This window comes from Nocardia sp. NPDC023733 (assembly GCF_040639775.1).
Classification (GTDB): Bacteria; Actinomycetota; Actinomycetes; order Mycobacteriales; family Mycobacteriaceae; genus Nocardia; species Nocardia rosealba.
The window spans coordinates 23,145-38,782 of record NZ_JBFAAN010000008.1; the positions used below are offsets into that span (position 1 = coordinate 23,145).

13 protein-coding genes are annotated in these 15,638 nt (G+C 67.1%); 11 read left to right on the forward strand and 2 right to left on the reverse strand.

What is annotated here, in order from left to right:
- Positions 1–18: 18 nt before the first annotated feature.
- Positions 19–3,582, reverse strand: a complete 3,564-nt coding sequence (gene dnaE / locus AB0F86_RS25015; RefSeq protein ID WP_181700624.1) for a DNA polymerase III subunit alpha — start codon at positions 3,580–3,582, stop codon at positions 19–21.
- Here dnaE and AB0F86_RS25020 point away from each other — a divergent pair.
- The 11 genes from AB0F86_RS25020 (at position 3,581) to AB0F86_RS25070 (ending at position 14,337) form a co-directional block, all read left to right on the forward strand.
- A complete protein-coding gene (locus AB0F86_RS25020) occupies positions 3,581–4,303 on the forward strand; it encodes an ADP-ribosyltransferase (protein WP_357171723.1) in 723 nt (240 codons plus the stop codon). The two genes, dnaE and AB0F86_RS25020, sit on opposite strands and share 2 nt — an antisense overlap.
- A gap of 48 nt (positions 4,304–4,351) precedes the next feature.
- Entirely contained in the window at positions 4,352–4,498 is a 147-nt protein-coding gene (locus AB0F86_RS25025; protein ID WP_157105094.1) for a hypothetical protein, read from the forward strand.
- A 52-nt stretch (positions 4,499–4,550) separates the two neighbouring features.
- A complete protein-coding gene (locus AB0F86_RS25030) occupies positions 4,551–5,729 on the forward strand; it encodes a histidine kinase (RefSeq protein ID WP_356986204.1) in 1,179 nt (392 codons plus the stop codon).
- A gap of 357 nt (positions 5,730–6,086) precedes the next feature.
- Positions 6,087–6,569, forward strand: a complete 483-nt coding sequence (locus tag AB0F86_RS25035; protein ID WP_356986202.1) for a GNAT family N-acetyltransferase — start codon at positions 6,087–6,089, stop codon at positions 6,567–6,569.
- Between the two features lie 25 nt (positions 6,570–6,594).
- Positions 6,595–7,389: a LytTR family DNA-binding domain-containing protein gene (locus AB0F86_RS25040; protein WP_356986200.1), complete on the forward strand. Its 795-nt coding sequence runs from the start codon at positions 6,595–6,597 to the stop codon at positions 7,387–7,389.
- Positions 7,386–7,751, forward strand: a complete 366-nt coding sequence (locus AB0F86_RS25045) for a hypothetical protein (protein ID WP_356986198.1) — start codon at positions 7,386–7,388, stop codon at positions 7,749–7,751. Before AB0F86_RS25040 ends, AB0F86_RS25045 begins: the two co-directional genes overlap by 4 nt.
- Before the next feature lies 1 nt (position 7,752).
- Entirely contained in the window at positions 7,753–9,498 is a 1,746-nt protein-coding gene (locus tag AB0F86_RS25050; protein WP_356986196.1) for a cation acetate symporter, read from the forward strand.
- 136 nt (positions 9,499–9,634) lie between these two features.
- Positions 9,635–9,991 (forward strand): DUF485 domain-containing protein, encoded by a 357-nt coding sequence (locus tag AB0F86_RS25055; RefSeq protein ID WP_225282283.1) that lies wholly within the window; start codon positions 9,635–9,637, stop codon positions 9,989–9,991.
- Positions 9,988–11,622 carry a cation acetate symporter gene (locus AB0F86_RS25060; RefSeq protein WP_356986195.1) on the forward strand — a complete coding sequence of 545 codons (1,635 nt, stop codon included), beginning with the start codon at positions 9,988–9,990 and terminating at the stop codon, positions 11,620–11,622. Before AB0F86_RS25055 ends, AB0F86_RS25060 begins: the two co-directional genes overlap by 4 nt.
- Positions 11,623–11,698: 76 nt before the next feature.
- A complete protein-coding gene (gene acs / locus AB0F86_RS25065) occupies positions 11,699–13,627 on the forward strand; it encodes an acetate--CoA ligase (RefSeq protein WP_356986193.1) in 1,929 nt (642 codons plus the stop codon).
- An 89-nt stretch (positions 13,628–13,716) separates the two neighbouring features.
- Positions 13,717–14,337, forward strand: coding sequence for an LON peptidase substrate-binding domain-containing protein (locus AB0F86_RS25070; RefSeq protein WP_356986246.1), 621 nt, complete (start codon positions 13,717–13,719; stop codon positions 14,335–14,337).
- Between the two features lie 13 nt (positions 14,338–14,350).
- Here AB0F86_RS25070 and AB0F86_RS25075 read toward each other — a convergent pair whose 3' ends face one another.
- Positions 14,351–15,613, reverse strand: coding sequence for a Fic family protein (locus AB0F86_RS25075; protein ID WP_356986191.1), 1,263 nt, complete (start codon positions 15,611–15,613; stop codon positions 14,351–14,353).
- Positions 15,614–15,638 lie beyond the last annotated feature (25 nt).

Consider the following 15,638-nt stretch of genomic DNA (forward strand, 5'->3'; position numbering starts at 1 on the left):
CGGATCACATCATCGGGCTCAGCCCAGGCAGCCCGGCCCGAGTAGTGCTTTCAGGTCGCCCATCAGCGCCGAGGACGGTGAGACCCGCCAGGCGTCGTCGAGCTTGAGCATGGTGGTCTTCTCCCTGGCGCCGACGTGGCGGATGTGCACATCGGACGTTCCGGGGTGGCGGGAGAGGACCTTCTTGAGTTCCTTGACCTTCTCTGGAGTGCACATGCGGGTGGTCATGACCACCGACACGGGTTTGGCTACGCCGATCGCCGAAAGGTCGGGCACCACGAGGTCGTTGGCGATCAGGGAGATGCGGTCGTCGCGTACCGAGACACGGGCCTTCACCAGTACGACGGCGTCTTCCACCACGTCCATGCCGTACACCGAGTAGGACTGCGGGAAGAACAGCACTTCCACGCCACCGGTGAGGTCCTCGAGCTGCGCCGAGGCCCAGGCCAGACCGTTCTTGTTGATGCGGCGGTTCACCGATGCGAGGATGCCGCCGATGGTCACCTGTGCGCCGTCCTTGACATCGCCTTCCAGGATGGCCGGGATGGGGGTGTCCACCTGGGCGGCGAGGACGTGTTCGACGCCGTTGAGCGGGTGGCCGGACACGTACAGGCCGAGCATCTCCCGCTCCAGGGCCAGCTTGTGTTTGGTTTCCCATTCGTCGTCGGGCACCTTCACGTTGAACACCGATGCCATCGACTCGTCGGCGTCGTCCATGCCGCCGAACAGGTCGAACTGGCCGATCGCCTCGGCCTTCTTCGTCGACATCACGGCGTCGATCGCATCGGAATGCACCAGCATCAGGCCCTTGCGTGGATGCCCGAGCGAGTCGAAAGCGCCTGCCTTGATGAGGGATTCGGTGACCTTCTTGGAGCAGGCCGTGGCGTCGATCTTGTTCAGGTAATCGGAGAAGTCGGTGAACTTCGACTTCTCCTTGCGGGCGGCGATGATCGAGGACACCACGTTGGCGCCGACATTGCGCACCGCGCCGAGACCGAAACGGATGTCCTTGCCCACCGAGGCGAAGTTCTGCTCCGACTCGTTGACATCGGGCGGCAGCACTGTGATGCCCATCTTGCGGCAGTCCGACAGGTAGACCGCGGCCTTGTCCTTGTCGTCACCGACGGAGGTGAGCAGACCGGCCATGTACTCGGCCGGATAGTTCGCCTTCAGATAGGCCGTCCAGAACGAGACGAGGCCGTACCCGGCGGCGTGCGACTTGTTGAACGCGTAACCGGCGAACGGGAGAATCGTGTCCCACAGCGCCTTGATGGCCGGTTCGGAGAAGTCGTTGGCGAGCATGCCCTCGCGGAAGCCGGCATAGGCCTCTTCCAGCACCGACAGCTTCTTCTTACCCATGGCGCGGCGCAGGATGTCGGCTTGACCGAGCGAGTACCCGGCCACCTTCTGCGCGATCTGCATGATCTGTTCCTGATAAACGATCAGGCCGAAGGTGTCGGCCAGGATGTCTTTCAGTGGCTCTTCGAGCTCGGGGTGGATCGGTTTGACTTCTTGCCGCCCGTTCTTGCGGTCGGCGTAGTCGTTGTGGGCGTTCATGCCCATCGGGCCGGGACGGTAGAGCGCGAGCACCGCGACGATGTCGCCGAAGCCGGTGGGCTGCATGCGGCGCAGCAGGTCGCGCATGGCGCTGCCGTCGAGCTGGAACACGCCGAGAGTGTCGCCGCGGGCGAGCAATTCGTAGGTGGCCGGGTCGTCGAGCGGCAGGTTGTCCATGTCGAGATCGATGCCGCGGTTGGCCTTGATGTTCTCCAGGGCGTCACCGATGACGGTGAGGTTGCGCAGGCCGAGGAAGTCCATCTTCAGCAGGCCGATGGCCTCGCACGACGGGTAGTCCCAACCGGTGATGATCGCGCCGTCCTGGGCGCGCTTCCACACTGGAATGGCGTCGGTGAGCGGCTCCGAGGACATGATGACCGCGCAGGCGTGCACGCCCGCGTTGCGGATCAGCCCTTCCAGACCCTTCGCGGTCTCGTAGATCTTGGCGACATCGGGGTTGGTGCTGATGAGTTCGCGGACCTCGGCGGCTTCCTTGTACCGCTCGTGGTCGGGATCGGTGATGCCGGCGACCGAGATGTCCTTGGCCATGATCGGCGGGGGCAGCGCCTTGGAGATCTGGTCGGCGATGGCGAAACCGGGCTGGCCGAACAACACTCGCGCGGAGTCCTTGATCGCGGCCTTGGTCTTGATGGTGCCGAACGTGATGACCTGGGCCACCCGGTCGCTGCCCCACTTCTCGGTGGCGTAGCGGACCATCTCACCGCGGCGGCGATCGTCGAAGTCGATATCGATATCGGGCATCGACACGCGCTCGGGGTTGAGGAATCGCTCGAACAGCAGACCGTGCGGGATGGGGTCGATATTGGTGATGCCCATCGCGTAGGCGACCAGCGAACCGGCGGCCGAACCACGGCCGGGGCCGACGCGGATACCGACTTCGAGTGCGTGCTTGATGAGGTCACCGACGACGAGGAAGTAGGCGGGGAACCCCATGTCGCAGATGACTTTGAGCTCGAAGTCGGCGCGGTCGAGGTATTCGCGTGAGGGACCGTCGGGGAAGCGGCGATCCAGGCCCTCGAGGACCTCCTTGCGCAGCCAGCTGGCCTGGGTATGGCCCTCGGGGACCGGGAAGATCGGCATCCGGTCGCGGTGCTGCCACACCTCGTCGTAGGGCTGGACCCGTTCGCCGATGAGTTCGGTGTTGTCACACGCGCCGGGGACTTCGGCGTCCCAGATGGCACGCATCTCCTCGGCTGATTTCAGGTAGTAGCCGTCACCGTCGAATTTGAAGCGGGTGGGGTCCGAGAGCGTCTTGCCGGTCTGAATGCACAGCAGCGCTTCATGATTGGTCGACTGATCCTTGGTGACGTAATGGCAGTCGTTGGTGGCCAGCGGGGGGATATCGAGCTGCTTGCTCACCATGAGCAGGCCCTCACGCACACGACGCTCGATCGACAGACCGTGGTCCATCACCTCGAGGAAGAAGTTCTCCTTACCGAAGATCTCCTGCCACTTCGCGGCGGCCTCGAGGGCTTCACGCTCATGCCCGAGGCGAAGACGGGTCTGCACCTCACCCGAGGGGCAACCGGTGGTGGCGATGATGCCCTCGGCGTGCTGGGCGATGATCTCCTCGTCCATCCGCGCCCACTTACCGAGCTGACCCTCGATCGAGGCAAGACTCGACAGCTTGAACAGGTTCCGCAGACCGGTCGCGTTCTCGGCGACCATCGTCATATGGGTGTAGGCACCGGAACCGGAGACGTCGTCACTCTTCTGCGACGGATCACCCCACAGCACACGCTTGGTGTCGAACCGCGAACCCGGCGCGATGTAGGCCTCGATGCCGATGATCGGCTTGATGCCCGCCTTCTTCGCGGAGTTGTAGAACTCCGAAGCGCCGTACATGTTGCCGTGGTCGGTCATCCCGACCGCGGTCATCCCCAACCGCTCCGCCTCCGCGAACAACGGCGAAATCTTCGCCGCACCGTCGAGCATGGAGTACTCGGTGTGGTTGTGCAGGTGAACGAACGATCCGGACGAAGCCAAGACGGTCCTTCCTCCCATGGTGTCGACGGGGGTTGGCCTTGGCATTCTATGCACGTGGGTACGACAGGTTTCGCCACGCCATGCTGGCGCCCCGGGCGTTGCCTCGCCGCTCCCGGCGTGTCATGACCAAGGTCACGGAGAGTCGCTGTCGACACGCTGCGCCGAATTCGCGACACGAGGTCCTGAGCGTAGTTTCCCGACTGTGAGCGAGCACGGGGGTGGCGCGGGAACGTTCGACGATTTTCCGTTCGCGGACCAAGTTTTGGCACGTCAGACGATCGCCGATCTCACCGATCGCGAACGCTCGGCCATCGAGTCGTATGCGCTCAACGGCTATGAACCGATCAACTCCGCGCTACGAGGCTCCATCCCGATGACGCCTGCGTTGGCGCGTCGTGTTGCCCACATCAGATCCGGCCTTCGTCGCTACCCACTACCGCAGACTGTTCGGGTCACTCGTGAGGTCGACGCATGGGTACTCGGAGTCGACGCGAGTGACGCCCGGTCGATCGCGTCGGTCATCGGCGAGTACTTCACCGAGCTCGGCTTCCTCTCGACCTCAGGCCTCCAGTTCCCGCCTCGATCGGCGCGCCATCGGAATCCGGTGATCCTCGAACTGCTCGTTCCACAAGGCACGCCGGCACTGCGGCTCGGCGAATTGGCGGAGGTCAGGGATGAGCGCGAGATCCTCATCATCGATGTCCGGACCTATCTTGTCGCGAACCGCCACCTTCGATGAGCGGCGTAGGATGTGGCGCATCGAGGCGATCGTGGTTCAGGAGGAACAGTGAGCGCACTGACTGATGAATCGATGCGGCCCGTTCGGGCGACGCCCAGCCCCGAACAGGCGGAGAAGTTGCGCAAGAGCGCCGAGAAGGTGCTCGGCAGGAAACTGCCGCCGTCCAAGGCCGAGCGCGCGAAGAAGTCTGCCTGAGCCTCGCAGAGCGCCGCCATAATCGGGGCGTGCGCGCGGACCGGAAAATCCTATGACCACCTTCGTGGTCGCTGTCGCGGTAGTTGTGACGATGGCGTTGGTCGTGTTGTTGATCTGGCGGCGGACGCAGCGGGTGGTGACGACTCCCGCGCAGCGGGCGGTGCATCAGGCGTTGCATACGGCGTCGTTGGCGGCGGTGCCGTTGCGGCGGGGGTTGACCGAGGAGTCGGCGCGGGCGGCGGCGCCGCATCTGCGGACGTTGGCGGCGGCGGAGGGGCTGGGGGTCGCGGATGCGGAGGGGGTGTTGCTGGCGTGGGACGGGCCGCATACGGGGATGCTTGGGTCGTTCGGTGCGGCGGCGCGGCGGGCCATCGCTTCGGAGCGGCCGGTGCTGGTCGACGGTGACGAGCACACGTTGATCGCGCAACCGTTGCTGATCGATGTGGGGGCGGCGGTCGGTGCGCTCGGGATGGTGATCACCGGCAAGCCGGGGCCGGGGATGCTCGGTGCGGCGGCCGAGGTGGCGCGCTACGCCTGTGGGCAGTTGGAATTGGCGGAACTGGATGCCTCGCGGGCCCGGGTCGACCGGGCGGAGGTGCGGGCGTTGCGCGCCCAGATCAGTCCGCATTTCATCTACAACGCACTCAATACGATCGCCTCGTTCGTGCGCACCGATCCCGACCGGGCGCGCGAACTGATCCTCGAATTCGCCGACTTCACCCGGTACTCGTTCCGGGCGGCGGGCGAATTCACCGTGCTGGCCGACGAATTGCGCAATATCGAACGGTATCTGGCGTTGGAGCAAGCCCGTTTCGGTGACGCGCTCGATGTGCGGCTACGGATCGCCCCGGAGGTGCTCGGCGTCGTCCTGCCGTTCCTCGCCCTGCAACCGCTGGTCGAGAACGCGGTGCGGCACGGGCTCGGCGGCGGCAGACACGGCGGGCAGTTGAACATCGTCGCCAGCGACGAAGGGACCGACTGCCTCATCAGCGTCGAGGACGACGGCATCGGCATGGACCCCGATCTGCTGCGCTCCGGCGCCCTCGACGCCGTCGACACCTCCGGCCCCACCCGCACCGGCGAAGCGGCCCACGTGGGCCTGTCCAATGTCGACGACCGCCTCCGCGCCGCCTTCGGCAACGACTACGGCCTCGTCGTGGAAACCGCCCCCGGCGCGGGCACCAAGGTCAGCATGCGAGTCCCCAAGTTCCGCCCCGGAATCCGCGCCTGACTCATCGCTGCCGAGTCACCGACAACCACGCTTCCTGTGGTCGGCCAGTGGCTCATCGAGCGGCAACCCCACGAAGCGGCAGGAGAACAACATCCCGCTGTCCAAGCCCTCGCCTTCCACCCGGTGCAGCCACGAATCAGGCGTTTCCGGGCCGACGCGTAGATGAAAGTAGGTCGTCGACCGCTGCTGGGGTCACCGGATGAGCCCGGCATTCCGGCGTGGTCGAACACCAGCAGTTCCGGGCCACCGCCCTCGCGAATCACATACGCGGCCACTCGGTTTCGCGGTTGACGCACAACCATGTTGTGCCCGACGAAACTGTCCTCAGCAGGCCTCGCCCGCGCGCTAACCTGCGGTATGCCCGAGTTGATCGTGCCGGACGTGCATTGGCATACGGCGTGGCTGGATGCCCACGACGAGTGGGGAGCGGGTGCCCAGGAGGACGGATTCGGGCTGCTGGCGGAAGACGAGGTCCGGTCTGTACGAGGGTTCGAGGCCTGGGTGCGCCGGTTGACCGAAGTGGATCGCGATCGCTGCGTCTACCGGTGGATCGTCGAAGGTGATCGGGTGCTCGGCGGGATCGCCATGAAGCTCGAATGCGGCGAATTCGGGCACATCGGGTACGGAATCAGACCGTCTGCGCGGCGGCGGGGGCTCGGTACATGGGCGCTAGGGCGGATGCTCGGTGAGGCGCGGAACTACGGTCTCGAGCGGATCGTGCTCGTCTGCGCCGAGGACAATGTCGCGTCGGCACGGACGATCGAGCGCAACGGTGGTGTCCTAGAGGGGGTGGTCGAGACCGATCTCGGGCAGGCGCGGCGGTACGTGGTCGGCGTCTGAATCCAGCCGCTACGATGAGCGGGCTGTGACCTGGAACACTGATGACACTTCGACCGCTCTGCGGGTGCTGGCTGTCGACGACGAGAAGCCCGCGCTCGACGAGCTGGTGTATCTGCTCAACGAGCAGGTCGGGGTGGGGGAAGTGCACGGGGCGTCCGAGGCGACGGGGGCTTTGCGGGTGTTGCGGGCGCATCCGGTCGATGCGGTGTTTCTCGATATCGACATGCCGGGGCTGACGGGGATGGAACTGGCGGGGATTCTGTCGGAGTTCGCCGAGCCGCCCGCGGTGGTGTTCGTGACCGCGCACGACGATCACGCGGTGGCCGCGTTCGATCTGGGGGCGGTGGATTACCTGCTCAAACCGTTGCGGGCGGCGCGGCTGGCCGAGGCGGTGCGGCGGATCGCGGCGGCCCGGGCGGCGGTGCCGGCTTCGCCCCCGGAGCAGACGCATCCGAGCGAGGTGATCCCGGTGGAACTCGGCGGCGTCACCACACTGGTGCACCGGGCCGATGTGGCCTGGGTGGAGGCCGACGGCGATTACGCGCGCCTGCACACCAGGACCGGGTCGCACCTGGTGCGCATCCCGCTCACCGCCCTCGAATCACGGTGGGAGGGTGCCGGTTTCCTGCGGGTGCACCGGTCGTACCTGGTGGCGTTACGGCTGGTCACCGGGTTGCGCAGCACGGGAAGCGGCACGGTGGTCTGCCTGCGCGCGGAAGGCGCGTCCGGTGCGGTGGAGTTGCCGGTGAGCAGGCGACAGGTGCGGGAACTCAAACAGCGCCTCGTGCACGGGCCACGGCAGAACTGGTCGCAGCGATGACCGGTCCGCAACGGCCACAGCGCGAGCGGGTGGTGCTCGCGCAGCGGCGCGGTGCGCGTCGAGTGCGTACCCGCACCGAGGTGGTGGAGCAGACCGATCTCGGGGCGGCGCTGATCGGCGGGTTGATCCGCGCCCAGCTCGGGCTCGCCCTCCGCCTCGGTTTCGTGGTCGTCGCCGGATTCGGTGCGCTCCCGCTGCTGTTCGGGATCGACGCCGTCGCTTCGACGACCGTCCTCGGCATCCGCGTGCCGTGGTTGATCCTCGGTCTGCTCGCCTTCCCACTGCTGTACGCGGTGGGCCGGGTCTATGTCCGGCTGGCGGAACGCAATGAGGACGACTTCCTCGAACTGGCCGGGGACTGAAATGAGCTCGGGCATTCCGATGCTCACCGTGGCGGCGCTGCTGCTGGCAGCTCTGGCCACGATCGGCATCGGCCTGTACGGGGTCCGCCTGTCGCGCACGACGTCGGACTTCCTGGTCGCCTCCCGCACGGTCGGCTCACGCTGGAACGCGGCCGCGATCTCGGGCGAATACCTCTCCGCCGCGTCGTTTCTCGGCGTCGCTGGCCTGATCGCCAAGTACGGCGCCGACGCACTCTGGTACCCGGTGGGGTTCACGGCGGGCTACCTGGGTCTGCTGATGTTCGTCGCCGCTCCCCTTCGCCGCTCCGGCGCCTACACAGTCCCCGACTTCGCCGAGTTCCGGCTCGGCTCGATCCGGTTGCGGCGCATGGCCGCCGGGGTGGTCGTCGTGGTGTGCGCGGTGTACCTCATCCCCCAGTTCCAGGGCGCGGGCCTGACCCTGCACCTGCTGCTCGGGGTGCCCGCCTGGGTGGGCGCGGTCGCGGTCGGCACCATCGTGCTGGCCAATGTGATCGGCGGCGGGATGCGCTCGGTGACGCTGGTGCAGGCGTTCCAGTACTGGCTGAAACTGACCGCCGTCGCGATCCCCGCCCTCGTTCTCGGGCTGCACTTCCTCGCCGACGAACGCCCGCTCGGAACCCCGGCCCCGCCGACGGTCGACCGGCTCACCACCGTCGACATCACCACGGATGTGGTTGTGCACCTGGACGTTTCCCAGGTGGTCACCGTGCACGGCACCCTCGACGGGCAGGACACCGCAGGCCAGGTGACGCTGACACCGGGTGACCACACCCTGGCCGAAGGCACCGAGCTGCTCTTGGCACCCGGTTCGGCGGTACCGGTCGTCGCCGGCGCGCCGTCCGACGGCACCGGCTGGGTCGAACCCGGTGGCGGCTTCGGCGGGAATCATCCCCGGTACCAGGTGTTCTCGCTGATCGTCGCGACCTTCCTCGGCACCATGGGACTACCGCACGTGCTCGTCCGCTTCTACACGAACCGGGACGGGCCGTCCGCGCGGCGCACGGCGCTCACTGTGATCGGTCTGGTCGGCCTGTTCTATCTGTTCCCGATCCTGCTCGGCGTCTTCGCCCGACTGTACGTGCCGCAACTGCTCATCACCGGCGCCTCCGACGCGGCGGTCGTGCTGTTGCCCGGTGCCGTTCTCGGCGGGCTCGGTGGTCAGGTGCTCACCGCGCTGGCGGCGGCGGGCGCGATCGCGGCGTTCCTGTCCACGTCGTCGGGATTGCTGGTGAGTCTGGCCGGGGTGCTCAGCACCGATGTGCTGCGTGGGCGGATCCGTGACTTCCGGGCGGCGGCGCTGGTGGCCGGGCTCGTTCCGCTCACGCTCGCGCTCACCGTCGCCTCGCTCGACCTGTCGCGCACGGTCGCGCTCGCGTTCTCGGTGGCCGCCTCGACGCTGTGCCCGCTGCTCGTGCTCGGCATCTGGTGGCGTGGGCTCACCGCCACCGGCGCGGCGTGCGGCATGCTCGTCGGCGCTGTCACCGCGGGCGGGGCGACCGTGGTCGCGGTGCTCGGCGGGGTCCCGACCGACGTGGCCAACGGTTGGGCGACGGCGATCGTCGACTACCCGGCCGCGGTGAGCGTGCCACTGGCCTTCGCGGTGACCGTCGTGGTGAGCCTGCTCGGCAAGCGGCCGGAGGGGCGGGTCGTCGCGGGCATCTTCCTGCGCATGCACGCACCGGAACGGCTCGGGATGGGTGCGGACCGCAACCCGGTCGACCGCTGACCGGCCGACCGTTCATCGCACGCCGACGACCGTTCACCGCACAGGTGAGCACCTTCACCGAGTGACCCACACCACAGAACGCCGTGCGCCCTACCGTCATCACAGAGCACCTCCCCCTTCACGCTAGGACCCCGGCATGACCGAAACCGACACCGAAAAAGCGCCCGACCGGCGCCCGCCGAGTGCCGCCGAATTCCTCGCCGTGCAGGCGAGCCCGCAGTTCCAGGATCTGCGGAACCGGCTGCGCCGCTTCGTCTTCCCGATGACCGCACTGTTCCTGGTGTGGTACCTGACCTATGTGGTACTCGGCGCGTACGCGCACGACTTCATGGCCACACCGGTCTTCGGCAATATCAACGTCGGACTATTGCTCGGCCTCGCGCAGTTCGTCACGACCTTCGTCATCACCGGCGCGTATGTCCGGTTCGCCAACCGTGAGCTGGATCCGCGGGCCGCGGCCATCCGGGAAGAACTCGAAGGGGACCGCGCATGAGCCTTCTCGCCGCGGATACGACGGTGGGTAACCCCGTCGCCAATATCGCAATCTTCGGGCTGTTCGTGGTCGTCACCATGGTCGTGGTGATCCGGGCCAGCCGCAACAACGCCAGTGCCGCGGACTATTTCACCGGTGGTCGCGGGTTCTCGGGACCGCAGAACGGCATCGCCATCGCCGGTGACTACCTGTCGGCGGCCAGCTTCCTCGGTATCGCAGGCGCCATCGCCGTCTACGGGTACGACGGGTTCCTGTACTCGATCGGATTCCTCGTCGCCTGGCTGGTCGCGCTGCTGCTGGTGGCCGAAATGCTGCGTAACACCGGCAAATTCACGATGGCCGACGTGCTCAGTTTCCGGTTGAAGGAAGGCCCGGTTCGCACCGCGGCCGCGCTGACCACGCTCACGGTGTCGCTGTTCTACCTGCTCGCGCAGATGGCGGGTGCGGGCGGTCTGGTCGCCTTGCTGCTCGACATCTCCTCGCGTGCGGGGCAATCGGTGGTCATCGCGATCGTCGGTGTGTTGATGATCGTGTATGTGCTCGTCGGCGGGATGAAGGGCACCACCTGGGTGCAGATCATCAAGGCGGTCCTGCTGATCGCCGGTGCCGCGCTGATGACGGTGATGGTGTTCGCCAAGTTCGGGTTCAACCTGTCCGACATCCTCGGTGCCGCACAGGAATCGGTGAGCGAGTCGGCCAACAAGGCCGTCGCGAGCCGCGATGTGCTCGCCCCCGGCGCCCAGTACGGCGGCAGCGAGATGTCGAAGCTGAACTTCCTGTCGCTGGGTCTGGCGCTCGTGCTCGGCACCGCTGGTCTGCCGCACGTCCTGATGCGCTTCTACACGGTGCCGACCGCGAAAGAGGCTCGGCGCTCGGTGGTGTGGGCGATCGGTCTGATCGGCGCGTTCTACCTGTTCACCCTGGTGCTCGGCTACGGCGCGGCGGCCATCGTGGGCCCGGACAAGATCCTGGCCGCGGCGGGCGGGCAGAACGCTGCGGCACCGCTGCTGGCCTTCGAGCTCGGCGGTGTGATCCTGCTGGGGGTGATCTCGGCGGTGGCGTTCGCGACCATCCTCGCGGTCGTCGCCGGTCTGACGATCACCGCGTCGGCGTCGTTCGCGCACGACATCTACGCCAGCGTGATCAAGAAGGGCAACGTCGACGAGCGCAAGCAGGTGCGGGTCTCACGGATCACCGCCGTGGTGATCGGTGTGCTCGCGATCGGCCTCGGCATCCTGGCCAACGGCCAGAACATCGCGTTCCTGGTGGCGCTGGCCTTCGCGGTGGCGGCGGCGGCGAACCTGCCGACCATCCTGTACTCGCTGTTCTGGAAGCGGTTCAACACCACCGGCGCGCTGTGGTCGATGTACGGCGGCCTGATCTCGACCATCGTGCTCATCGTGTTCTCCCCGGCGGTGTCGGGCACCAAGACCTCGATGATCACCGGGACCGACTTCCACTGGTTCCCGCTGTCCAACCCGGGCATCGTGTCCATCCCGCTGGCGTTCGTGCTCGGCGTGGTCGGCACCTATCTGGGTGGGCGCGGCGAGAAGGTCGACCTCGGCAAGGCCGCGGAGATGGAAGTACGTGCCCTGACCGGCGTCGGTGCGGAGAAGGCGATCTCGCACTGATGTCCCCCACGCCCGTTCCGGTGGTTCGTCCCACCGGAACGGGCTGTCCCCCTGAGTGTTTCGAAGGAGAATTGTTGTGACCGGCGCAGTGACCAATCCCGCGACCAGCTTCGGACCGAGTGCGGAGTTCGCCGCCCAGGCGAACGCGACCGCCGACCTCTACGAGCGGGCCGACGCCGACCGCGACGGCTTCTGGGCCGAACAGGCGCGCCGGTTGCACTGGCACACGCCGTTCACCCAGGTACTGGACTGGTCGGACGCACCGGTGGCGAAGTGGTTCGCCGACGGCGAGCTGAACGTGGCCTACAACTGCCTCGACCGGCATGTGCTCGACGGGCACGGCGACCAGGTCGCCGTCCTGTGGGAGGGTGAGCCGGGCGACTCGCGGGCGATCACCTATCAGGAACTGCTCGACGAAGTGTGCCGGGCGGCCAACACTTTCAGCGCGCTCGGGCTCGTCGCCGGTGATCGGGTGGCCATCTATATGCCGATGGTGCCCGAGGCGATCGTGGCGATGCTGGCGTGTGCGCGGTTGGGGCTCACCCATTCGGTGGTGTTCGCCGGGTTCTCGCCGAGCGCGCTGCGTCAGCGGGTCGACGACGCGCAGGCACGGCTGATCGTGACGACCGACGGGCAGTGGCGGCGGGGTAAGCCCGCGCCGTTGAAGTACGCCGTGGACGAGGCGCTCGGTGACGACCCGACCAGCGTCGAGCATGTGCTGGTGGTGCGCCGGACCGGGTTGGATGTGCCGTGGACCGAGGTTCGTGATCTGTGGTGGGACGAAACGGTTTCCACCGCATCGCCGTCGCACGAGGCGCAAGCGTTTCCGGCCGAGCATCCACTGTTCATCCTCTACACCTCCGGCACCACCGGGAAGCCCAAGGGCATCCTGCACACCAGCGGCGGATACCTCACCCAGACCGCCTACACCCACCACAACGTCTTCGATCACAAAGCAGGCCAAGACGTCTACTGGTGCACCGCCGACATCGGGTGGGTCACCGGACACAGCTACATCGTCTACGGACCCCTGGCCAACCGCGCCACCCAGGTCGTCTACGAAGGCACCCCGAACTCCCCCAATGAGCACCGCCACTTCGAGATCATCGAAAAATACGGCGTCACCATCTATTACACGGCGCCCACGCTGATCCGCACCTTCATGAAGTGGGGTCGTGAGATCCCCGACGCCCACGATCTGTCGTCGCTGCGTCTGCTTGGCTCGGTCGGCGAACCGATCAATCCCGAAGCGTGGCGTTGGTACCGGGAAGTGTTCGGCGACAACAAGACTCCCATCGTGGACACCTGGTGGCAGACCGAGACCGGCGCCATCATGATCTCGCCGCTGCCCGGCGTCACCGCTGCCAAGCCCGGCGCGGCCATGCGTGCGCTGCCCGGTGTTTCGGCGAATGTCGTCGACGACGACGGATCACCGCTGAGCGCCGACGCGTCGGGCCTGCTCGTGTTGGACAAGCCGTGGCCGTCGATGCTGCGCGGCATCTGGAACGACATGGATCGCTACCGCGAAACCTATTGGCAGCGTTTCGCTTCCGAAGGCTGGTACTTCGCCGGTGACGGCGCCAAACTCGACACCGACGGCGACCTCTGGGTCCTCGGCCGCGTCGACGACGTCATGAACGTCTCCGGCCACCGCATCTCCACCGCCGAAGTCGAATCCGCCCTCGTCGGCCACCCCAGCGTCGCCGAAGCCGCTGTCGTGGGCGCCACCGATGCCACCACCGGCCAAGGCATCGTCGCGTTCGTCATCCTCACCGGCTCCACCACCCCCGACGACACCCTCGCCGACACCCTCAAAGCCGAAGTATCCAAACAGATCAGCCCCATCGCCAAACCCCGCGAAATCCACATCGTCCCCGAACTCCCCAAAACCCGCAGCGGCAAAATCATGCGCCGCCTCCTACGCGACATCGCCGAAGGACGCGAACTCGGCGACACCTCCACCCTCGTCGACCCGGCCGTCTTCGAGGCGATCGCCAAGGCATGAGCGCCCGGGACCACGGCTCTCGGCTCCCCGGCGAGTCCGAACACGGACAACGTGACCCAAACGGGCATGCTGTGACCGTGGAGATTCCGATGTTCCCCCTGGGTACCGTGCTGCTGCCCGGTGAGCCGTTGTCCCTGCAGATCTTCGAGCCACGGTATGTGGCGCTGGTTCGCGACTGTCTCGACGGCAGTCGCGAACCGGAGTTCGGCGTGGTGCTGATCGAACGTGGCAGCGAAGTCGGCGGTGGCGACGTGCGCACCGACGTGGGTGTGCTCGCCCAGATCACCGATGTGACCGAACTGCCCGGCGACCGGTTCCGCCTGCGCTGCCTCGGCACCGAACGCCTGCGGGTTCAGCAGTGGCTCCCCGACGACCCCTACCCCCGCGCCGAAACCTCGGTCTGGCCCGACGAACCCGGCGCCGACGACACCGCCCTGCTGGACGACCTGCGCGAGCGCGCCACCCGCCTCCACGACCTCACCACCCGCCTCGCCCTGCGCAGCGGCATCCGCCACCCACCACCGTCGGCCCCCCTCGACCAGCTCCCCACCGACCCGACCACCCGCTCCTACACCCTCGCCGCCGCCCTCCCCATCTCCCTCACCGACCGCCAATCCGCCCTCACCGCCCCCGACCCCCACACCCGCCTCACCCACCTGTCGACAGCCCTCGACAACGCCATCGCCATGGTCGAGTTCCGCCTCCAATAGCGTTGCGCGGCACTCAGGTGCGCGGCACCGGGCGATGCGGCGAACGGGTCGACCCCTCGGGATTCGCCAGGCACCGTTCGAGCGCACCGAAGGCCTCGAACACCTCGGGTGCCTCGAAGGCGCGATTGCGGCGCCCGACCGTGAGCTGGCGGAGGACGCCCGCCTCGACCAAGCGGTCGATGGCGGCATTGGCCGCGGGAAAACTGCGATCGGCGAGGGCAGCCGCAGTCGCGACAGTGACGATCGGTGCCCCGACGAGGTGCGGCAGCAACCGTGCCACCGCGGAATCGGCGCGCATCGGCGCCAGTCGATCCGTCCAGCTCGCCAGCAGAGCGGCCGTGCGCGACTCGAAGATCATCGCGTCGGCCACGGACCGGCTGCATGCGGCGGCGAAGCGACCGATCCACGTATTCACTCCGTCCATCGCGGCAGCCGTATCCGGTGGGCCGAGATGCCGAAATGCGGTGAGCCCGTCGATATAGCTTCGGATGGACGTGGCCAGCACCAGCGAGACTGGGGCGACGACCCGCTCCGAGAGACCGCGACGCCGCAGGACGAGGTGGATCAGCACTCGCCCGGTGCGGCCGTTGCCGTCGACGAACGGGTGGATCGTCTCGAACTGGGCGTGGGCGATCGCTGCCTGCGCGACGGCGGGCAGGTCGTCGGTGTTGACGAATTCGATCAAGTCCTCCATCAAGTCGGGCACCCGATCCGCGGGTGGAGGCACGTACAACGCGGAGCACGGGTTGTACGAGCTGCCCCCGAGCCAGTTCTGCTGATCCCGGTACCGCCCGCCGTGTGCGGCCAGCCGTGTGCCCGCCAGCAATCGTCGATGCGCGTCGAGCAGCACCGCAGTGCTGATCTGCTCTCCGCTGCCGACCGATCGCACACCGGTGGCCATCGCCTCGATATTGGCGAGCACCTCGGTGGCGGTGACATCGGACGTCTCGTTCAGGATTGCCGCGGCCTCCGCGCGCAACAACCGTCGCGCTCCGATTTCCAGACCCTCGATCCGGGAGGACGCGACGGCCTCGGCCCGCAACAACAGCCGGGACAACACCTCCGTGTCGGACAATGCCGCAGCATCACGGTCGAGCCGGGCCAACGCGACCTCAGCATCGGCGACATCGGCACTCGTCCCCCCGTCGAGCAGGAAAGATCGCCCTACCAGCGGATCTGGAAGGTAGGCGTGGTAGGTCCCCGCACTCCGGTCACGACGGGAAAGACCACCACGGTCCAGCGAACTCGACCAGTGGCACCGCAGTAGCTCTGCCATCCGCGCCTCCTTTATTAAAGGTTAG